Source organism: Agrobacterium sp. 22-210-1, assembly GCF_053522525.1.
Genome location: NZ_JBNWCI010000003.1, coordinates 227,678 through 248,154, shown reverse-complemented (window position 1 = coordinate 248,154; position 20,477 = coordinate 227,678). Strand labels below are relative to the sequence as shown.

Here is a 20,477-nt window from a genome sequence, read left to right as displayed (position 1 = left end):
AATAGTCCGCCTGAAGCTGGCAGGCGAAGCTGGGCAGCGCGAGAATCTGCCGCAGCATTCGCCTTCCATCCATTCGAGGCTACATCTTTCTGCGCGTCATGACTTATCCAAGGCGAGAGCCAGGTCAGCGACAAGATCGTCCGGATGTTCGATACCGATCGACAGCCGGATTGTGGAATCCAGCACGCCGATGCGCTGGCGAACATCGGCGGGAACTCCCGAATGCGTCATGGTTGCCGGGTGGGAAGCAAGCGACTCCGTACCGCCAAGGCTCACCGCCAGTTTGAATATGGTCAGGGCATTGAGGAATTTGAAGGATGCGGCCTGGCCGCCGATGATATCAAACGAGAATGTCGATCCCGCGCCGGTGCATTGAGCCGCAAACACCTTGCCCACAGCGGACGCCGGCTCGCTGAACGGCAGGTAGTGGATTCTTTCGACCTTCGGGTGCGCCTTCAGGAATTCAGCCACGACCCTGGCATTGTTGTCCGCCCGCTCCATCCGGATCTGCAGCGTCTCAAGGGAACGGCCAAGCATCCAGCATGAATGCGGATCAAGCTGCGTGCCGATAGCGCCACGCAAGGCCTTCACCTGCTTCATGACATCCTTCCGACCAAGCGCAGCCCCGGCAATGAGATCGGAGTGCCCGCCAACATATTTTGTCAGCGAATAGAGCGAGATATCGGCACCGTGCTCGATAGGTCGCTGGAACACCGGGCCGAGAAGCGTGTTGTCGCAGGCGATGATCGGCCTGTGCCCCTGCTTTTGGCCGATCACATCAGCGACGCGGCCCATTATCGCGATGTCGACAATGCTGTTTGTCGGATTGGCGGGGGTTTCGATAAGGATGACAGACACCCTGCCTTTCGCCATCGCCTCCTCTGCCGCAGCCATCACCGAAGCTTCGCTGACGCCGTCGGCGAAACCCACAGCCGACACGCCGAAATTATGGAAGGTCTTGGCCAGCAGCGTCTCCGTGCCACCATACAGGGGCTGGGAATGCAACACGGTATCGCCGGGCCGGACGAAAGCAAAAAGCGTCGTTGAAATGGCGGACATGCCAGACGAGAAGAGCGCACAGCTCTCCGTACGTTCGTAAACGGCAAGACGATCTTCAACGATCTCGCTGTTCGGATGGTTGAAACGCGAATAGACGAGGCCCGCCCCCCTGCCCTCCGGCGGCTCCTTGCGCCCGGAGACGTAGTCGAAGAAGTCACGCCCGTCTTCTGCCGACTTGAAGACGAAAGTCGATGTCAAAAACACAGGCGGCTTTACGGCGCCCTCCGACAATTCCGGATCATATCCGTAATTAAGCATCTGGGTTTCAGGATGGAGAGCGTGATTGCCGATGTGGGTTTTGGACGGATGCGGCGCGGTCATTTCCGATGATCCCTTGGCTGGCGTTGAACTATCTGCAGGTTACATGCAATCAGGCCAAAATAACTTGCATTTTAAGGCGCAGACATGTCTGATGACGCAATATATTGCGGAGAATTTTCCTTTATGTCGCAGAAAATTGCGGATCAGATCGACAAACGGATACTCAGGGAATTGTCCGCCGATGCGCGGGTCACAAACAACGAACTTGCCGAGCGGGTCGGATTGTCGGCATCCGCGTGTCTGCGGCGGCTTCGGCGGCTGGAGGAGGTGGGGGCGATCAAAGGGTATTCCGCGATCATCGATCCGGCAATCGAGGGATGGACAATGACCGCTCTTGCATCCGTCCGCCTCAGCCGCCAGCACGACGATGAAATCCGAATGTTCGAGGCGGCCGTTCTCAACTGGGATGAGGTTCTCGAATGTCATCTGGTCACCGGCTCGAGGGATTACATGCTCAAGGTCATGTGTGGCGGGCTGGAGGACTACGAGCGCTTCATCAAGGACAAGATCGCAAAGCTGAAATGCGTCGACACCATCGAGACAAGCTTCGTCATGAACACGATAAAGGCACGACGCATCTGAACCTCGCCACGACTGTTGCAATTCCTTCCTTCACCCGGCTCTCCTGCTCTACGGCGCTGATCCCAAAGTTCGGCAGGGTCTGCCGGGAGCGCATCACGTCTCCCGACATCATCGTGGAGTGCCTCACTCTTGACATCCTCTCGCAAACCTTGTTTATACGCATAAGCAGCTAATACGAATTAGCAAGCAACAGGAAATGAGGTTTCGATGGTTAGGCGCTTGACGCAACGGGACATTGCGATCTTCGCGGGGGTCAGCCAGGCGACAGTTTCGCTTGTGCTAAACGAGGCGAAATCCGCTGAAGGTCGTATCCCGCCTGAAACGCGGGAGCGTGTGCTGAAGGCCATTCGCGACACCGGTTATGTGGCGGATCCCATCGCGCGCAGCATGGTCAAGGGCGCCAACCGGATTCTGGGTGTTTTTACCTATCAGCCGGCTTTCCCGATTGCGCAGGCGGATTTCTACACGCCTTTTCTGATGGGGATAGAGGAGGAAGCGGAGAGGTTGGGCTACGACCTTCTGCTGATGACGGCTGCGGCGCGCGACGACAACGGGCGCAAGCGTATCTTCGGGGAAACGGGGCGGCTTCGACTTGCTGACGGGTGCCTCATTCTGGGCAGTCAGTTCGACCGCGATGAACTGGCCCAGCTGGTTGCCGGTGACTATCCCTATGTCGCAGTCGGTCGTCGTGACGATGCCGGCGGGCCGGTGCGTTATGTTGGCGCGGATTACGTGACAGCCACGCATGCTCTTGTCCGAGAGGCGCTTGTCGCCGGCCATCGCCGCTTCGCCTTTATTGGCGCGACGGGTCCGGCGGAATCCATCAGCGACCGCTGGCGTGGTTTTCTGGCCGCAATCGAGGGCGCGGCGGATCTGGTCTATTCCCATGAGAGTGAAAATGGCGATCCGGCCGAGCAACTGGCCGACGTTCGCGCCAGCGGAGCGAGCGTCGTTTTTTTTGCCGAAGTGGCCGAAGCGATGGTTTTCGACAATCATGCCCGCGCCCAGGGAGTGAGCGTCCCCAACGATCTTTCCATCGTGGTGCTGGGCAGCGGCACACGAACGCATACATTCCGGTCGCAACGCGTCTTCACCTCCTATGCCATCCCCCGCGAAGAGATGGGCCGGCAGGCGACCTCCATGCTGGTCGAAACCCTCACCAGCCCCCCCGGCCCCGTGCGGCAAATACTGCTGGGCTGCGACATCGTGGCAGGCGAAACGCTTGGCTCCCCAAATCAAGGCCCAACTTAAGGAAAGAGAACCTGACGTGAGAGAATACAATGCAGATATTCTTGTGGTTGGCGGCGGACTTGGCGGCGTGGCCGCGGCGCTTGGGGCCCTGCGCAACGGCCGCAGCGTTATCCTGACAGAAGCATTCGACTGGATTGGCGGCCAGCTGACCAGCCAGGCGGTGCCGCCCGATGAGCACAGCTGGGTTGAACAGTTCGGGATCACGGCCAGCTATCGCGCCCTGCGCACCGGCGTGCGGCAATATTACCGCGACCACTATCCGCTGACGGATGCAGCCCGGGCGGATCTGACGCTCAACCCCGGTGACGGCAACGTATCTCGCCTCTGCCACGAACCACGCGTTTCGCTGGCGGTGATGGAGGCAATGCTTGCGCCTTACGCGGCCGGCGGCAAGCTGACCATCCTCAAGCCCTATGAGCCGATCGCAGCGGAGGCCGACGGCGAAACCCTGCGGGCCGTGACGCTGCGCCATTGCAATACGGGCGATCTCATCTCCTGCTCGGCCCGCTACATTATCGACGCGACCGAATTGGGCGATCTGCTGCCGCTGACCGCAACCGATTATGTCACTGGTTTCGAAGCCCAATCCGAAACCGGCGAGCCGAGCGCACCGGCGGAGGCGCAACCGCACAACCAGCAGGCCGTCTCGATCTGCTTCGCCGTCGATCAGGTTGACGGCAATCATGTCATCGACAAACCCGCCCGGTACGACCATTGGCGTCAGGTTGCCCCCGAATTCTGGGGTGGCCCGCTGTTGAGCTGGGACTCGCCCAATCCACGGACGCTGGAGCGCAGCCGCCGGTTCTTCGATCCCAACCCGGTCGACAACGCAACACGCGACGTTGCCGACCAGCGCCACAGCGCCGGCGATATGAGCCTGTGGATATTCCGCCGTATTGCCGCCCGCCATACATTTCGGCCCGGCGCCTATGCCAGCGATATCTGCCTCGTGAACTGGCCGATGATAGATTATTTCGAGGCGCCGATCATCGACGTTACCCCCGAACAATATGCCGAGCGGCTGGCCGATGCGGCAAGCCTGTCCTATTCCATGTTCTACTGGATGCAGACCGAGGCGCCTCGCCCGGATGGCGGCCAGGGGTTTCCGGGCCTGCGCCTGCGCGGCGACATTACCGGCACCGAGCATGGACTGGCAATGGCGCCCTATATCCGTGAAAGCCGTCGCATTCGTGCCTTGACCACGGTGGTCGAGCAGGATCTGTCGCTTGCGGTGCGCGGCGATCGCGGTGCGGTGCATTACCCTGATAGCATCGGTATCGGCATGTACCGCATCGACCTGCACCCCTCGACGGGCGGCGATAATTATATCGATGTCGGCGCCTGCCCTTTCGAAATTCCGCTGGGTGCTCTTATTCCCCGCCACAAAACAAATCTGCTGGCCGCTTCCAAGAATATCGGCACCACGCATATCACCAATGGTTGTTACAGGCTGCATCCGGTCGAATGGAACATCGGCGAAGTGGCCGGCATGCTGGCCGCCTATTGCCTCGACAGGGGTGAGACCCCGCATGGCGTGCATGCCGATGAAAAGCGGCTGGCGGAGTTCCATACCCATATTGAACGCCAAGGGGTGGAGCGCCATTGGCCTGATATTCGCGGCTACTAGCTAATACGTATAATCTGGGAGGATTATTTATGCGCAGGAGTATAGTGAAAATTGCAATGGCCGGTTTTCTGGTCACATCCGGGCTGGTTTCACCGGCTTTGTCGCAGGAATTGCGGATGGCCATCTGGAGCGCCAACGAAGCCCATCTGGCCCTGTTCAACGAGATCGCCGATGAGTTTGAGGCGAGCCATCCTGGCGTCAAGATCACCTACGATTCGCTTGCCTACGAAGGTTATGCCACCACCTTGACCACCCAGATCGCCGGCGGCAATCCCCCCGATCTGGCCTGGCTTTTCGACACGACCGCGCCCGACTTCATGGCGGCCGGGGCGCTTTATCCCCTCACCGAAACCTTTGCCAATACCGAAGGTTACGACATGGGCGATTTCCCCCCGGCAACGCTCACCGCCTGGTCGCATGAAGGGGTGCAATATCTCTATCCGTTCTCGACATCGCCCTTCGGCGTTTTCGTCAACAACGACATGATCCGGGCGGCAGGCGCAAAGACGCCCGCCGAGATGATCGCCGCCGGCGAATGGAACTGGGACAATGCCATTGCAACGGCTGCGAAAGTCGCAGCCACGGGCAAGCAGGGATTGATCATTCGTGATTTTGAATACAAGGCCTGGGAGAACCTTGCCGAAGTCTATACCGGCTGGAATGCCTATCCCTGGTCCAAAGACACCAAGTCCTGTGCTTTTGCCAGCCCGGAAATGGTTGACGCCATGCGCTTCATCCACGATGCGATCTTCGTGAAGAAAGCCATGCCGGGGCCTGGTGTTTCGGCCGATTTCTTTGCCGGGGATGCGGCGATGACGACCACCCAGATCAGCCGCGCAGCGCTGCTGCCGAAAGGCGACAAGGCCTTCGACTGGGATCTCGTGCCTTTGCCCACAGGGCCTGCAGGTGACTATGCCGTTACAGGTCGGGCGGGCATTGGCGTCATGGCCAGCGGCAAAAATCCCAAGCTCGCGGCGGAATTCCTGGCATTTTTCTCCTCCAAGCCTAATGTAGCCAAGCTCGCGCGGTTTTTCCCGCCGGCGCGGCAGAGCCTGCTCACCGCCGATGTGCTCGCGGCCGCCAACCCATTGCTGTCGCGCAAACAGATAGAGGCCGTAGTCATTCGTGGCGTCGCCACCGGTCAGTCGACGCAGCAGGTTCTCAATTTTGCCCGGCTGCAACAAACCGTTCGTGCCAGCCTGGACGGTCTCTGGCGTCCCGATGCCGACGTTGCGGCTGTCCTGCAAGCGCTTTGCGGCCGTCTCGATCCATTGCTGGCGGCCAATTGACGCTTCGTAGTCATCCGATTTTGTGTGGATGCGAAAAGCAGAAGGAAGAAAAGCCATGACGCTTGCCCTCCAGACGGCGCAAACACAGGCCCGGCGCAGCTTCTGGACCATGGCGCGGCGGGACGCCGCCACCGGTTATCTGTTCATAGCGCCGCAACTCATCGGCATCGTTGTCTTCGTGCTCGTTCCGCTGGTTCTGGTCTTCTGGTATTCGCTGCATGAGTGGAACGTGCTGGCGGGATCTTTCCGGTTCACCGGCCTTGCCAATTACCACAAGCTGCTCAGCGACCCGGCCATAGGCGAGGTGATGGCCGTGACCGCCGTGTTCTCGGGCGGGCTTGCGCTCCTCAATATGAGCCTGGCGCTGGGGCTAGCGTTGCTGTTGAACCAGAAGCTGGCCTTCATGACCGTGTTCCGCACGCTGTTCTTTTCGCCAGTGGTGGTGTCGCTGGTCGCCTGGACAATCGTCTGGAGCTTTTTGCTGCAGAATAATGGCGGCATCAACGGCCTCCTGCAAATGATCGGTGTCGAGGGTCCCAACTGGCTGCGCCACCCCACAACGGCGATGATCTCGGTCATCGTCGTGCAGGCGCTCAAGAATCTCGGCCTCAACATGATCCTGTTTCTCGCCGCGCTGCAGGGCGTGCCGCGGGAATTGTTCGAAGCCGCGCGTGTCGACGGTGTGCCGCGCTTCAAGCAGTTCTATCGCATCACCCTGCCGATGATCAGCCCGACGATCCTGCTTGCCTCCATCGTCACGATCGTCGGCGCGTTGCAGGTCTTTGCGCAGATCATGATCCTCACTCAGGGCGGGCCGGGTTTTTCCACGACGGTTCTCGTTTATTACCTCTATCAGCAGGCCTTCCAGTTCTACCTCTTCGGTTACGGTTCGACACTCTCCATCATTCTGCTGGTCATTGTCGGCGCTCTCACCTTCATTCAATGGCACTTGCGCAGAAAGTTCGTATTCTATGAAAACTGAACTCAGCCCACGCGCGCAGGCGCTGATCTATTTCATACTCTGCGTGCTGCTTGTCCCCTTCGTCTTTCCGACCTGGTGGATGGTGACGTCGTCTGTCAAACCCGTCAGCCAGATATTTGCCTTTCCGCCTGATATCTGGCCGCGCGCCTTCGATTTTTCGTCTTATTCCGACGTTTTCAGAATACAGCCCTTCGCGCTGCAATACTGGAACTCCGCCTATATCGCCGCAATCGTCACCATCGGCACCATGGCAGTGGCGTCGATGGCCGGGTATGCCTTTGCGCGCATCAGGTTCCCCTTCGCCAACGCCATCTTCATGGTGGTGCTGGTGGGGCTGCTGATCCCATCCGAAGTGACGCTGGTTCCACTGTTCCGGATGTTTCTCAAATGGGGCATGGTCAACACACACTGGCCGCTCATCCTGGTGCCGATCTTCGGTGCGCCGGCGGTCTTCGCCACCTTCATCATGCGCCAGTTCTTCATCTCCCTGCCCATGGAGCTGGAGGAGGCCGCCCGGGTCGATGGCCTCGGCCGGTTCAAGATATTCTGGACCATCGCACTGCCGCTTTCCCGTCCGGCGCTGGCCGCCGTTGCGATCTTCACATTTCTCGGCAGCTGGAACCTCTATCTCGAACCCATTGTCTTTCTTTCCAGCCCCGACAGGTTCACCCTGCCCCAGGCACTGACACAATTTACCGACGCCTATGGCGGACCGATGTGGAACATCCAGCTTGCCGCAGCAACGATGACTGCCATCCCCGTACTCATCGTCTTCATCGTTGCGCAGAAACAATTCGTCGAAGGCCTCGCCCATACCGGGCTCAAAGGCTAATCGAAAGGCTGACCCATGGCACCCGTTACCCTTAGATCCGTCAAGAAAAGCTATGGCGCACTCGCCACCATCCATGGTGTCGATATCGATATTGCCGATGGCGAATTCGTTGTGCTCGTCGGCCCTTCGGGCTGCGGCAAATCCACCCTGCTGCGGATGATCGCAGGCCTTGAAACCGTGACCAGCGGCGATATCTCGATCAGCAGCCGTGTCGTCAACGAAATCGAACCGAAAGACCGCGACATCGCCATGGTCTTCCAGAACTACGCGCTTTATCCGCACATGAGCGTGGCCAGGAACATGGCATTTTCGCTCGAGCATCGCGGCGGCAGCAAGGCCGAGATCGCTGAGCGGGTGAACTGGGCAGCGGAAATATTGGGGCTGACACCATTGCTCGAACGGTTCCCCCGCCAGCTTTCCGGCGGGCAACGGCAGCGTGTCGCCATGGGCCGCGCAATCGTCCGCAATCCTCAGGTTTTTCTGTTCGACGAACCGCTCAGCAATCTCGATGCCAAGCTACGCGTGGTGATGCGCGGTGAAATCAAAGGGTTGCACCAGCGTCTGGGGGTCACGACCGTTTATGTCACGCATGATCAGGTGGAAGCCATGACCATGGCCGACAAGATCGTGGTGATGAATGCCGGTCGGGTCGAGCAATGCGGGGCGCCGCTTGAGCTTTATGACCGGCCCGCCAATCCCTTCGTCGCCGGCTTCATCGGGTCCCCGGCGATGAATTTCATCAAGGGACAACTTACCACCGATGGTTTCGAGGCTGACGGCGTCGTCCTGCCCCTCCCGCCCGGCCCTGCCACAGGCGAAGCGATCTACGGCATCCGCCCGGAACATTTCGAACTGGTCAACCATGGCCTCACCGCAACGGTTTTGCTGGTGGAGCCAATGGGTTCGGAAACGCAGGTGACGATGATGATCGGCCACCACCAGGTCATCGGTGTTTTCCGCGAACGTGTGCAGGCGCAGCCGGGCGCGACCATCCAGGTTCAGCCGGATCTGGCATCGATCCATTTGTTCGATGCCAGGACCAGTCAACGCCTCAACTAGCAGACCGATCGCCACGACACCGCCTGAGTGCAATGATCGCGGAATCGCAACGCAGGGCCGGATTCAATGATTAAAAATCACTGTTTATGGGAGCCGTGTGGCGCTGAACCTGGGATAGACAGTATGAAATCAACGTGTCAGGCGTTGGAAAGCTAATCGGAGGGGCATGCAAATTCGCACGAACGTAACGCGCCGTAATATCGGCTTGGTCCCTCCCCTCTTTCTCGCTGCCGGGCTGATATTCCAGGTAACGATGGCAGTCGGCCCGGCCCAGGCGGCGGAGAGCGTGACCGTTCCACCTTACGAACCTGCGGTTGGGACTGAGCGTCATTATCGCGTTCAAAAGACGACCGAGACCGACATGTCGCTTTGGTTCGACAGGCCGGAAGCATCGTCCGCCGTCATGCGGGGCGACTTCCGTCAATCTGCAACGGTCCTGTCGCAGAACGACGAGGGGATGCGGATGAAATGGAGGCTTTCGGCGGACATTCCCCCGGACGCAACGGGCGCTGCGGATTCCTATGCGATGAACGCCATGTTTCGCAATTCGCTCGCCGCTTATGGCGTCGAGGAGCTGGAATTCGACGCGGATCCGAGCGGTGCCCCGACGGCACTTGTCGGCGCCGATCAGATCATAGCCAATATGGAAATGCTTCTGTCCACGTCCTCGTCTGATAACACGGCTTCCCGCATGCTCCAGGCGGTTAAAGGTAATCCCCTAGTCGTTATCGACGTGCTTGCGCCGGAAAGCATGATCCTTGCGCTTGGGCAATCCTCCGAAGCTTTCACGACCGATATCGGGAAGGAATGGACGGTTGCGGGAAGCGAAGAGCTGAAGGGGATGCTCGTTCCGACAAGTACCGTCTGGAAACTCGAAGCCGCCGACAAGGCCCGGCAAACAGCCACCTTCAGCGCGAAGGTAACCTACGATCCGGCTGCCCTGCTGCAATCCCAGCAATCTTCGATCGATGGCATGATCGCGAGCTTCGCAGACCGGGCCAAACAACTGACCGATGCGCAACTGGCGCAGGCCAGAAGCGCCGGCAAATCACGGACTGTGACCTATGTGAATTCAACACACGACGGCTCGACAATCGAAGTGCTGGAAAACACGGTCGCAAATGTTGGCGGCATGAAGGTTACCGTGGCCGTGCATATCTGGCGAGAGGATCAGCCACCGGTATTGCCCGCGCCGCGTGCCTGGACTGCCGAGACCCTGTCTGGCCAACGGGTTGAGCCGTTACCCGAAAACAATACGAAGGCGTCGATCAATCTGGACCAGTACCGCCCGAAGCCCGAAGCCGATACCGCTTCCTCTCCCGACCAGAATGAGGGTGGCAAAACCTCTGCCGACGGCGGCGGCGGGGACATTGCACCGATTTCGCTCAAGGTCGCCAAGGTGAAAACTTCGGTCGATCCTGCTGCAGGACCTGCGGTGGAAATTGCGTTGACACCGGAAAGCGCCAAGGCCTTCGAGGATTTCACGCGCGTAGCTCTCGGGCACAAGACCCAGTTGCTGGTTGATGGAGAAGTCATTTTCGAGCCGGTGGTGAGAGAGCCAATTATCGGCGGCAGCGTTACCATCAATGGTCTTGATTCATCGCAAGCCAAGGTGATCGAGCGGCACTTGTCATCCTCTGAGGCGACGATCATTGTGCGGTTGGCGCCGTGACCTTGCGATGAGGATTTCTTCCGGTATGCGGGCACGTCCTGTTTTTTCGGATACCAGACAGACAGATCAGAAGTTTTCGCATCGCAATCGCTGACCGTCCGGAATTGCGCTCGGTGGACTCCATAAGCGCGACTCCCACAAAACCTATTCGGCGAAAGGCAGCTTCCGGGAGGGATTGGCCACTGTGATCCACCCTGCCTTGCAAAACACTGCGTGGAAGGAAGATCGCTGACGGGGCGCTTTGGCCCCGCCAGCATGTCTGCCTTAGTCCGATGGGAGGGCATCGACAGCGTCAAATACACGCGCCGAATAGGTGAGTGCTGCTCCAGCGTTGAGTGCTATGGCAACACCCAGAGCTTCAGCGATTTCACCCTTCACTGCTCCGAGTTCGACTGCCTTCTTGGCATGGACGGAGATGCAGCCGTCGCAACGGGTCGTAACCGCGACAGCGAGGGCGATCAGCTCGTGTATTTTCGGCTCAAGGTGTTTTGTTTTGGCCCCGCTGCCTTCGACCATGTTGAGCCCACGCAAGACATCGGGGCTGTGCTTCGCGAATTCTCCTACCCGCGCCAACAGCGTCTCACGGTAAGCATTCCAATCCTGCATCGTGTTCATGGTGATCTCCTTACTGGCGGCCGGCGGTCACGCCGCCATCCACGGGAAGGATCGTGCCGGTAATCCACGATGCCTGCTCGGATGCCAGGAAAAGGATCGCTTCGGCAACATCGCGCGGCTGGCCATTCCGACCGAGCGGGTGGAAGGCGTTAAAGGTTGGCAGGACCTCCTTGACCTGATCGTCAGAGAGGAAGGTGTTATAGACAGGGGTCTCGACAACTGCCGGCGCGACTGCGTTGATCCGGATATTGTACGGAGCAAGTTCAATTGCGAGGTTGCGGACCATTGCGTGGACCCCTGCGTTCGCCGCGGAATAGGCGGCTGATGGCGTTGCGCCGATTGCTTGGATCGCCCACATGGAACCCGTCTGGACAATCACGCCCCCCTTCTCCTTCATCACCTTGGCCGCTGCCTGCGCCGTGAAGAATTTACCCTTGAGAATCGTGTCCAGATACCAGTCGTAGTCGGCTTCCGTCAGTTCTATGAATGGCTTGGGGTTGAAGACCCCGGCGTTGTTCACGAGAATATCCAGGCCACCGAAGTGCTTTACCGCCGCATCGACCAGAGCCGCTCCGGTTTCTGACCTGGCAATATCGCCTGCGACGACGACGACGTTTTTACCGCCTGGATCAATGTCCTTTGCTGCAGCCTCCAGCTTTGCCAAATCACGTCCATTGATCGCGACCTTCGCTCCCTCGGCGATGAAGCGAGCAGCCGCTTCCTTACCGATGCCTGAGCCTCCGCCCGTAATTGCTACTACTTTACCTTCAAAGCGCATGTTCAATCTCCATTTGTCTATCTAACGTTAGATAGATGATCGAGACATAGGGATTGAATTTCTGGATCGCAAGGCCTATCTAACATTAGGTAGAGAGGAATGTTTATGACAGACACCGTAACCGCAATTCTGGATGCCGCCGAAGAGAGAATTCGCGGAGCCGGTTATCACGGTTTCAGTTTTCGTGACGTTGCTGCGGATGTTGGCGTGAAGGCCTCCTCTGTTCACTATCACTTTCCGGCCAAGGAAAAACTCGCAGCAGCAGTCGCGCGCCGTTACACCGACCGCTTCATCGAAGCCGTCGACGCAGAAGTCGCACTGGGCACTGATGTCGTGGAGGCTTGGCGTCGCGTTTTCCGGATTGCTTTGCAACGGGATGGACGCATGTGTCTTTGTGGTGCTTTGGCGGCCACGTCTCACGAACTTGCCGAGGAAATCAGAACCGAGGTCAAGAGATTCTTTGAGCGTGGTATCGAGAATCTGCGGCAAGGCGGTTTGGAACGGGCCGCCGCGATCCGGGTTCTCTCCGCCCTGGAAGGGGCGATGCTGACGGCGACTATCCTGGACGATCAGTCGGTGTTCGAAGCCGGCAGCTCTGCTTTCGTTGCTTGATTGGTAATAGCCACCAGGAAACGGTTGTGCCCGTAAGGAAATGTGGCTCTAAAGGCCCATGATCATCTCATGCCAAGCCATGCCGCCATGATCCGATGCTGAGGGTTTGACATAGCGATAGCCGATCTTTTGGTAGAGCGGCACGTGCTGATCCTTGCAAATAAGATGAATGCTCATCTTGCCCATGTCCTTCATCTGCTCGATGAAGCGGTTCATCATGAGTTTCGCATATCCCTTGCCCTGCTCCGCCGGATCGACAACGACCGACATGATGACGACGTTTGGAGCCTCCGGATCGTGTCCAATGAGTTCCTTGAACGCCTCATCGGACATGACGACATCGAATGCGCAGCCGCTGTTGATAAAGCCTACGATCTTTCCGCCCGTTTCAAGGATGAGGAACCCCTGAGGATACTCAGTGATACGGGTTTTGATTTTCTCCAGTGTCGCGGCCTCGTCGCCTTCGTAGGCCGACGTCTCGATCTCAAAACACCGCTCCGCATCATTGAGGACTGGCTGACGAAAAGAGTATTCGATGGTCATTCAAAAATCCTGATTTGCTCGAGAAGATCGTTCGATAAGACGGGCATGGACTGCACACCACGCTCCCTATCGCGAAAGATAGTCGGCGACGGCACGTTTGGCAGCCGTGACCGCACCCGACAGATAGCCAGGCTCGGAATCGCTTGTCTCGCTTCCTGCCAGAATAAGGCGTTCACGCCACGCTCCGCTTACCCAGGCCTCGTCCTGGATGATGGGATGCCCGGAGGCGACGAGGTCGTGTTTCGTTGTGGTCAAGGGATCCGTGGCCCAATCCTTCAGCAGAGTTGCTGTCACGTTTCGGGCGGGAGCCCCGAACAACCGTTCGAGCTGTGCGAGGCATGCGGCCTTCAGTGCTTCCTCACCGATTGCTTTACGTTTCTCGGCGGCCACGCCGAGAAACCCGAATAAAGCTGCCTTGCCGGAAGCGGTCGTGGCATCATGGACTTCCACCATCGGCCCGACCATGCTCTGGGCAGTCCCGGAGAGACCCGAGCTCCTCCAGAAAGGCTGATCGTAGATCGCAAAAAACTTGGCGTGCGGAGCCATCCACGTCGACGTATCCCGCCAACGCTTAGAGGTCGCGTTCTCCTGCGCCGGAGTGAAGGACACCGAAGCTTCCAGCAGTCGCGGCGGCAATGCCACAATGACATGGCGAGCCTCGATGGTCTCTTCAGCCGCCTCTTTGCCCTGAATCGCGATCCGAACACCGTTATCGGTCAATTCCATCGCCGTCGCCTTAGCACCGAGCAGAATTCGATCCTGCGGCAGTTCACGGGCGATCGCACGGATGCCGGCTCCGGTCCCGCCCGATATCCGCATCGATTGCTGCTCCTGCATCGTAGGCCGATATCTCTGGGGCCTTTCCCGTGACATCCGCTCGAAGACAACGTCGCCATCGCTGTTTTGAGGAAACGATTTGAGGCCGACTTCCGACACCAGTTCCGCCATGGCCGGCTGCATCTCTGGCCAGTACCAGGATGGACCGAGATCGAAGCCGTCTTCGTTCGGCAGTCCCGAACCGTCCGCGGTCAGGATACGGCCGCCTATGCGGTCGCGGGCCTCGATGACGACGAAGTCGACCCCGGCCGCGTACAAGCCTCTTGCCGCGTAGAGACCGGCGAGGCCTGCACCGACGATCGCGACGTCATAGGACTTCATCGGGACTTTCCCTCTGGGTTCACGGCAGTATCGAATTGGCAGACATCGTCGTGCAGCAATTTACCAGCCTTCATCCAGACGCGAGCTCCATCGCTCCCGACTTTTGTTTGGATCGACTGGCCAGCCGGCAGTCGGAGCCACGTCCACTGGTCAAGTATATCGCCGCTCTCTGTGAAATCTCCGGATAGTACCAGTAGTTCGAGGCCGTCGGGATTTTCGACGTCGATTATTCTATCGGGCTGCCAATCCTCAAGTGTCACACGTTCGCCATCTCCGTCGAAAAGCAATCGCGACGAAGCCACTCCGGAGCGCAAGTTCAGAGAGGTTCCTTCCCCCGGAAGCCTGACGATCCTTTTCCGGTCGGCTTCCCTGAACTGCCAGAGCTTTACGAGGATGATGCATCCGTCATCGCTGCTTGGTGCGTGGCCTGTGCCTGGAGGATTGCGGACGTAGGTTCCCGCCGGAAAGTCGCCGCTCTCGTCCTGGAAGACGCCGTCAAGAACCAAAAATTCCTCGCCGCCCGGATGTTCGTGATGGGTGAAGCGACTGCCGGCAGCATAACGGACGATGGATGTCGCGCGGGCCTTCTCTCCACCGATGCGAAACAGCATGCGGCGGTCGACGCCCTTGGCGGGGCTAGATACCCAGTCGAGGCGCTCTGAATGGACAAGGGCACGCTGGGTGAGGTCCTCGTTGATCAACATCGTCATAGCTCTGATCTTCCTCCGTCGATGACGATTTCCGAACCCAGCATGTAGGCGGAAGCGTCGCTGGCGAGGAAGAGTACGGCTGCGGCGATCTCCTCGGGCTTGCCCATCCGTCCGGCCGGCACCTGGCTGCCAACCCGCTCCGCATAGGCTCTGAACTCTTCCTCCGTCTGGTTTTTCCCACGATGGATTGGCGTTTCTATCGATCCGGGGCTGACAGCGTTAACCCTGATCTTTCGATCAATCAGCTCTGCCGACATCGTCCTGGCGAAGGATCGGACTGCAGCCTTCGACGCTGAGAGGATGGCGCGACCGGGTGTGCCGACCTGATTGAGCCAGGAGGTGTTGAGGATGATCGAGCCGCCATCGCGCATAAGAGGGAGCACCGCCTGCACAGTAAAAAAGACGCCTTTGACGTTGGTGTCCATGATCGCGTTATAAGTTGCCTCGTCGGCAGACGCGAGCGGCGTGCCCAAGGCCACGCCTGCGTTCGCGAACACGATGTCAATCGCGGAGAGTTCTTTTTCGAGAGTAGCCTTCATTCTCGCCAGATCGTCCAGTGACGATACATCGGCCTGGATCGTCAGGACATCCTCGCCGATTTCAAGTCTTGCACTCTCGAGCTTCGCCATCGATCTGCCCGTGACCGCGACCCGCACGCCCTTGTCGTGTAACATCTTTGCCGTCGCCAGCCCGATCCCGCTCGATCCGCCCGTGACGAGTGCTGTCTTGCCCTCAAGTGTCATATCTGCACCTCTTTCTGGAGTATTACGGATGGACGTTTTCGATTGCAGAGACGAGGCAAACGATCGATACCGAAAAGAAAGAAAATCTTTGTCGCTGGTTATCAGGAGATCATTATCGTATGAGAAACCTCACAAGGCTCAAATCCCTGCAGGCTCTTGAAGCTTCGGCCAGACACGGGAGTTTCGTTGGAGCGGCAACCGAACTTGACGTGACCCCGCCCGCTGTTGGCCAGCTTGTCCGTTCGCTTGAGGACTGGGTCGGGTATCCGCTTTTTCGCCGAACACGGTCAGGGAGTGAACGTCTGGCCCCGGTTGACGAAGCCAGGGAGGCTCTGGATGACATTGCGCAAGGCCTTGATCTCCTGGAATCCGGCCTTCGAAAGCTTCGCGGCCGAAAAGCTCGTTCGGTAATCGTCGTCACGGCATCGCAGGCGCTGGTCGCGAACTGGCTGCTTGGACGTCTCGAGGATTTCACGACCCGTCATCCCAACATTGACGTCAGGCTCGACGTCTCCGACCGGGTGATTGACCTTGCTCAGGGCGAAGCCGACATCGGCATCCGGTGCGGCCTCGGAGACTGGAAGGGCGTGAAGTCAACATACCTGATGGGTGAAGAAATCATCGCGGTCTGCAACAGGTCTTTGCTTCCGCGGGATTGCCATATGGCGGCTGGCTGGATTTCCGAGCAAACCCTGATCCATGACGGTACGCCCCATCCTGGCGGCGACTTCCCGTCATGGCGTGACTGGCTCACTCGCGCCGGGGTGAACCAGTTGCCAGCGGAAAGCGGCCTGAAGATCAACTCTACGGCAGCCGTCATTCAAGCGGCCATCGCCGCGCGCGGTGTTGCCCTCGTCAGGAAAGCACTGGTGGCGCAGGAACTGGAGAGCGGCCGCCTCGTTCATCTCTTGCCCGAGATTAGATGGCCCGTTAAGTGGGCCTATTTCGTCGCCGCATCTCCCAAAGCCCTACGGAGATATGAAGTGGCTTCATTTCACGAGTGGCTGGTGTCTGATAGCGTCGAAAGCCACCGAAACGTTCACCAAAGTGCCAGCGATGCGGGCCGTTGAGTATTGGGGCGCAAACATGCCGCCTCGCGCGCCCACTGCTATTTCCGCTTTCGGGGCGCCACAAGGGTTCTAATCTCGCCGTGAATGCGGAAAGCGGTCTTAGCCAAGCGTTGCTAATCTGGAGCGGTCTCTGAGTCTCTCAACTCGGCTCGGGGATTCGGATTTACAGGTCCGTCTGGTCGTCGTAAGCGCGTCGTCGCGCCTTGATGGCGTCCAGATTGTCGTGGATCCAGAAGTTGAACCCCTCAAGGGCGTGCAAGGCTCCGTGGCCTATATCCGTCAGCTCATACTCAACACGTGGCGGCACTTCAGGGAAATAGTGACGTGTAACGAAGCCGTCACGCTCGAGATTGCGCAACGTGAGCGTCAGCATGCGCTGGGTGATTTCACGGACCTCTTTTCTCAAGGCTGAAAAGCGGAGCCGATGATCCTCGGCGAGCGAAAGACGCCAGAGAACCGGCACGGTCCACTTGTCACTCAGCAGGCTGCAGACCCCATTTGACGGAATGGGCCTGAATTGCCTGTCATTTTCTGACCCGTACTGTGTACTGGCATCGGTCTGTTCATCCAAGGGTTTCATCCTTGTGCCTGACGCTGAAAAATGTGCCGTCTTCCGGCAGAACTACATTCGTATATATGGATGGCCCTTGTTTAACGCGAGGGTTTCAAATGACCAATAGCAAGCACCCCATTCTGGTTTTCGGCGCAACCGGAAAACAGGGAGGATCAGTCGCCAAAGCCCTGTTGAAAGCGGGATGGCCCGTTCGCGCGCTCGTTCTGGATTCCACCAAAGCTGAATCCCTGCAGTTGAGGAATGCAGGTGTCGAGCTTGTGCAGGGTTCATTTGAAGAGACAAATGTAATCCGCACAGCAATGAAAGACGCTTACGGTGTCTTTAGCGTACTGCCAGCCAACCTGGCTGCCGAAGACGAAGTCCGTCATGGTACATCGATTGCGGATATCGCTGCCGAAACCGGCATCAACCATTTTGTTTATTCGTCTGGCGCCAGCGTGGGGAATGAACTGACAGGCGTTCCGCGTTTCGACGCCAAGCCTCGTATCGAAGCCCATATTCGACAGCTGGACATGACTACGACCATCATCCGGCCGATGATTTTCATGGAAATGCTGGTGCGACCTGGCTTCGGTCTGGATGAGGGCCGGCTGGTGTCCCTGATCCGACCCGACCATTCCATTCAGCTTACCGGCGTGGAAGACATCGGCAGGTTTGTCGCTGCCGTATTTGCCGACAAGTCACGCTTTGGCGGTGCAACGCTTAAGATCGCGAGCGATCGACTGACGGGGCGTGAACTTGAGGTCGCTTTCAGCGAAGCAGCCGGTCGCTCAATAACCTATGAACGGTTCCCGGACGATGTTCTCGCTGCAAACGCTGATCTCGCGCATATGGCAAAGAGCCTGGTAGACGGGCCGCTCGCCGAGCTCGTCGATCTGAAACTCATGCGCGAAATTAACCCCGACCTTCTCACTTTCAGGTCCTGGCTCGCTGGCAATGGGCGCAAGCTGCTCGATGCAGCCTTGCAACCATCGGCCTAATGACACTACGCCAGCCTCAATAATGATAAGCGACCGCAACGGCTACCGAGCAGACGTTTCCAGGTCATCAGTCACGCGCCAGGGCTTCGATCGGGTCCAGCTTTGCCGCATTGCGGGCGGGAAGGAAGCCGAAGACGATTCCGATCAGGGTTGAGCAGGTGAAGGCCACCATGATGGAGCCCGAAGAGAAGATCATTTTGAAGTCGGGGCTCAGCAAATTGAAAAGAGCGCTGATCCCGAGGGCGAGCATCACTCCCATGAAGCCGCCGACAAGGCAGACCATGACGGCCTCGATCAGGAACTGGGAAAGGATGTCGCTGCGGCGAGCGCCGACGGCCACACGAACCCCGATCTCCTTGGTGCGTTCGGTCACGGATACCAGCATGATATTCATCACGCCGATGCCGCCGACAATCAGCGAGATCACGGCGACTGACGAAATCAGCAGCGTCAGGGTTTGCGTGGTGGTCTCGATAGTCTCGCGAATGGTCGCCGAGTTGGTGAGGAAGAAGTCTTTCGCGCCGTGCCGACGCTCGATAAGGCGCGAAACTGCGGCTTCGACATTGCCCGGATCGACATCGTCTCTGATACGGACCGTTATGCCGTCGACGTTCGGACGTCCCAGCATGCGGCCCATGACGGTTGTGTAAGGCGCATAAACCGTCAATGTATCAACCGCCGGGCCGAAGGAGTTTTCCGGTTTCGTCACACCCACAACCCTCGCCGGCATTGTGCCCAGAAGAATGACCTGCCCCACCGGGTTTACCCGGTCTGGAAACAGGTCTCGCGCGGCGTTTGCGTCGATCACCACATTCTGGCTGTAGGCGATAACATCCTGGGCGTCGAACAGTTGTCCATGGGCCAGCTCAAGGCCCCGTACACGAAAGAAGTCCGCGCCAACTCCGGTGACTGACGCATTGACGGCCACGGCAGCGCGCTTGACAGTTACGCTCGTCGTGACGGTTGGTGTCACGCTGTCGACATAGGGCTGGTTCACCAGCGCTTCGGCATCGGCGGGAACCAGGGTCCGTATCTTGCCCGCTTCCAGATCGCCGAAGCCTTTCCCGGCCCGCACTTCGATCGTGTTGGTGCCGAGCGAACTGATACTGCTCAGGATTTGTTGCTGCGAGCCAGCTCCCAGCGCCGAAATAGCCGCCACCGAGGCGATACCGATGATGATGCCGAGCATGGTCAGAAGCGAGCGCATCTTGTGCGCCCAGATTGCCGCGCCCGCCATACGAAAGGCTTCGGTCATCCGGTCAATTGCGCCGCGCCAGCCAGCGCCCGGCGCGTGCTCGCGGATGGGACGGGCCGTCGCGGCGGATTTGGATATATTGCGCTCGTCGGAAATGATAACGCCGTCGCTGATCTCTACGACCCGATCCGCGTGTTCGGCGATCTTCTTGTCGTGAGTGACGAGGATGATGGTGTGCCCTTCGGCGTGAAGCTCGCGCAGGATCTTCATAACTTCGGCGCCGCTGTGCGTATCCAGCGCTCCGGTGGGTTCGTCGGCCAGAATTATCTCGCCGCCATTCATCAGGGCGCGGGCGATCGACACCCGCTGCTGCTGGCCGCCCGAAAGCTTGCCCGGAATATTGCCCGTCCGCTCAGCGAGGCCCAGCCGGGTCAACAATGAGATCGCTCGCTTGTGCCGGTCGGATCGGCTGCGCCCGGCATAGATGGCCGGAACCTCGACGTTACTGGCCGCGCTGAGATCGCCAAGCAGATGATAGCGCTGGAAGATGAAACCAAACCGCTCACGGCGTAGCGCCGCCAGTTCGTCCACGGACATCTTCGACGTCTCGCGCCCTTCGATCCAGTAGCTGCCGTCCGTCGGACGATCGAGGCAACCAAGGATGTTCATGAGGGTCGACTTGCCGGAGCCCGAGGCGCCGATGATGGCCATCATCTCGCCGGCCTCGATGTCGAGGTCGACGTCTTTCAGCACCCGCACCATCTCGTCGCCTGCGGGGAAAGCGCGGGATACCCCACGTACGCGGATCAGTGGTTCCGTCATAGC

20 protein-coding genes are annotated in these 20,477 nt (G+C 58.8%); 11 read left to right on the top strand and 9 right to left on the bottom strand.

What is annotated here, in order from left to right; translation table 11 throughout:
• Positions 1-96 precede the first annotated feature (96 nt).
• Positions 97-1,380: a cystathionine gamma-synthase family protein gene (locus tag ACQZ5F_RS19465; RefSeq protein WP_046801080.1), complete on the bottom strand. Its 1,284-nt coding sequence runs from the start codon at positions 1,378-1,380 to the stop codon at positions 97-99.
• Between the two features lie 123 nt (positions 1,381-1,503).
• Here ACQZ5F_RS19465 and ACQZ5F_RS19460 point away from each other — a divergent pair, with 123 nt between their 5' ends.
• From ACQZ5F_RS19460 to ACQZ5F_RS19425, 8 genes are all read left to right on the top strand, one after another.
• On the top strand, positions 1,504-1,962 hold the full coding sequence (locus ACQZ5F_RS19460; protein ID WP_046801081.1) for an Lrp/AsnC family transcriptional regulator: 459 nt from the start codon (positions 1,504-1,506) through the stop codon (positions 1,960-1,962).
• Positions 1,963-2,169: 207 nt separating this feature from the next.
• Positions 2,170-3,213: a LacI family DNA-binding transcriptional regulator gene (locus tag ACQZ5F_RS19455; RefSeq protein WP_448730748.1), complete on the top strand. Its 1,044-nt coding sequence runs from the start codon at positions 2,170-2,172 to the stop codon at positions 3,211-3,213.
• 16 nt (positions 3,214-3,229) lie between these two features.
• A complete protein-coding gene (locus ACQZ5F_RS19450) occupies positions 3,230-4,840 on the top strand; it encodes an FAD-dependent oxidoreductase (RefSeq protein ID WP_448730747.1) in 1,611 nt (536 codons plus the stop codon).
• 29 nt (positions 4,841-4,869) lie between these two features.
• On the top strand, positions 4,870-6,129 hold the full coding sequence (locus ACQZ5F_RS19445) for an ABC transporter substrate-binding protein (protein WP_046801084.1): 1,260 nt from the start codon (positions 4,870-4,872) through the stop codon (positions 6,127-6,129).
• A gap of 55 nt (positions 6,130-6,184) precedes the next feature.
• A complete protein-coding gene (locus tag ACQZ5F_RS19440) occupies positions 6,185-7,111 on the top strand; it encodes a carbohydrate ABC transporter permease (protein WP_225338439.1) in 927 nt (308 codons plus the stop codon).
• The gene (locus ACQZ5F_RS19435; protein ID WP_448730746.1) at positions 7,101-7,943 is read left to right on the top strand and encodes a carbohydrate ABC transporter permease; all 843 of its coding nucleotides are present in this window, start codon (positions 7,101-7,103) and stop codon (positions 7,941-7,943) included. Before ACQZ5F_RS19440 ends, ACQZ5F_RS19435 begins: the two co-directional genes overlap by 11 nt.
• A gap of 15 nt (positions 7,944-7,958) precedes the next feature.
• The gene (locus ACQZ5F_RS19430; protein WP_448730745.1) at positions 7,959-9,002 is read left to right on the top strand and encodes an ABC transporter ATP-binding protein; all 1,044 of its coding nucleotides are present in this window, start codon (positions 7,959-7,961) and stop codon (positions 9,000-9,002) included.
• Positions 9,003-9,168: 166 nt separating this feature from the next.
• Positions 9,169-10,674: a SecDF P1 head subdomain-containing protein gene (locus tag ACQZ5F_RS19425; RefSeq protein WP_448730744.1), complete on the top strand. Its 1,506-nt coding sequence runs from the start codon at positions 9,169-9,171 to the stop codon at positions 10,672-10,674.
• Between the two features lie 264 nt (positions 10,675-10,938).
• Here ACQZ5F_RS19425 and ACQZ5F_RS19420 read toward each other — a convergent pair whose 3' ends face one another.
• Together ACQZ5F_RS19420 and ACQZ5F_RS19415 are read right to left on the bottom strand one after the other, a co-directional pair.
• Complete coding sequence (locus ACQZ5F_RS19420) at positions 10,939-11,280, bottom strand: carboxymuconolactone decarboxylase family protein (RefSeq protein WP_052819296.1); 342 nt, start codon at positions 11,278-11,280, stop codon at positions 10,939-10,941.
• Between the two features lie 19 nt (positions 11,281-11,299).
• Positions 11,300-12,067, bottom strand: a complete 768-nt coding sequence (locus tag ACQZ5F_RS19415; RefSeq protein WP_448730743.1) for an SDR family NAD(P)-dependent oxidoreductase — start codon at positions 12,065-12,067, stop codon at positions 11,300-11,302.
• A 99-nt stretch (positions 12,068-12,166) separates the two neighbouring features.
• Between ACQZ5F_RS19415 and ACQZ5F_RS19410 the strand changes: the two genes are divergently transcribed.
• Entirely contained in the window at positions 12,167-12,679 is a 513-nt protein-coding gene (locus ACQZ5F_RS19410) for a TetR/AcrR family transcriptional regulator (RefSeq protein ID WP_350639978.1), read from the top strand.
• Positions 12,680-12,727: 48 nt separating this feature from the next.
• On the opposite strand, the gene ACQZ5F_RS19405 is transcribed toward ACQZ5F_RS19410, so the two are convergent.
• From ACQZ5F_RS19405 to ACQZ5F_RS19390, 4 genes are all read right to left on the bottom strand, one after another.
• The gene (locus tag ACQZ5F_RS19405) at positions 12,728-13,222 is read right to left on the bottom strand and encodes a GNAT family N-acetyltransferase (RefSeq protein WP_448730742.1); all 495 of its coding nucleotides are present in this window, start codon (positions 13,220-13,222) and stop codon (positions 12,728-12,730) included.
• A 66-nt stretch (positions 13,223-13,288) separates the two neighbouring features.
• Entirely contained in the window at positions 13,289-14,380 is a 1,092-nt protein-coding gene (locus ACQZ5F_RS19400) for a flavin monoamine oxidase family protein (RefSeq protein WP_448730741.1), read from the bottom strand.
• Entirely contained in the window at positions 14,377-15,084 is a 708-nt protein-coding gene (locus tag ACQZ5F_RS19395; protein ID WP_448730967.1) for a cupin domain-containing protein, read from the bottom strand. Before ACQZ5F_RS19395 ends, ACQZ5F_RS19400 begins: the two co-directional genes overlap by 4 nt.
• 2 nt (positions 15,085-15,086) lie before the next feature.
• Positions 15,087-15,833, bottom strand: coding sequence for an SDR family oxidoreductase (locus tag ACQZ5F_RS19390; RefSeq protein WP_052819122.1), 747 nt, complete (start codon positions 15,831-15,833; stop codon positions 15,087-15,089).
• 119 nt (positions 15,834-15,952) lie between these two features.
• Between ACQZ5F_RS19390 and ACQZ5F_RS19385 the strand changes: the two genes are divergently transcribed.
• Positions 15,953-16,903, top strand: coding sequence for a LysR substrate-binding domain-containing protein (locus ACQZ5F_RS19385; RefSeq protein ID WP_448730740.1), 951 nt, complete (start codon positions 15,953-15,955; stop codon positions 16,901-16,903).
• A gap of 163 nt (positions 16,904-17,066) precedes the next feature.
• Here the strand turns inward: ACQZ5F_RS19385 and ACQZ5F_RS19380 are convergent, their stop codons facing one another.
• Entirely contained in the window at positions 17,067-17,483 is a 417-nt protein-coding gene (locus ACQZ5F_RS19380) for a winged helix-turn-helix transcriptional regulator (protein WP_448730739.1), read from the bottom strand.
• Positions 17,484-17,572: 89 nt separating this feature from the next.
• Here ACQZ5F_RS19380 and ACQZ5F_RS19375 point away from each other — a divergent pair, with 89 nt between their 5' ends.
• Positions 17,573-18,457 (top strand): NmrA/HSCARG family protein, encoded by an 885-nt coding sequence (locus tag ACQZ5F_RS19375; RefSeq protein ID WP_448730738.1) that lies wholly within the window; start codon positions 17,573-17,575, stop codon positions 18,455-18,457.
• A gap of 67 nt (positions 18,458-18,524) precedes the next feature.
• Here the strand turns inward: ACQZ5F_RS19375 and ACQZ5F_RS19370 are convergent, their stop codons facing one another.
• Positions 18,525-20,474 carry a MacB family efflux pump subunit gene (locus ACQZ5F_RS19370; RefSeq protein WP_137087556.1) on the bottom strand — a complete coding sequence of 650 codons (1,950 nt, stop codon included), beginning with the start codon at positions 20,472-20,474 and terminating at the stop codon, positions 18,525-18,527.
• Positions 20,475-20,477: the final 3 nt, after the last annotated feature.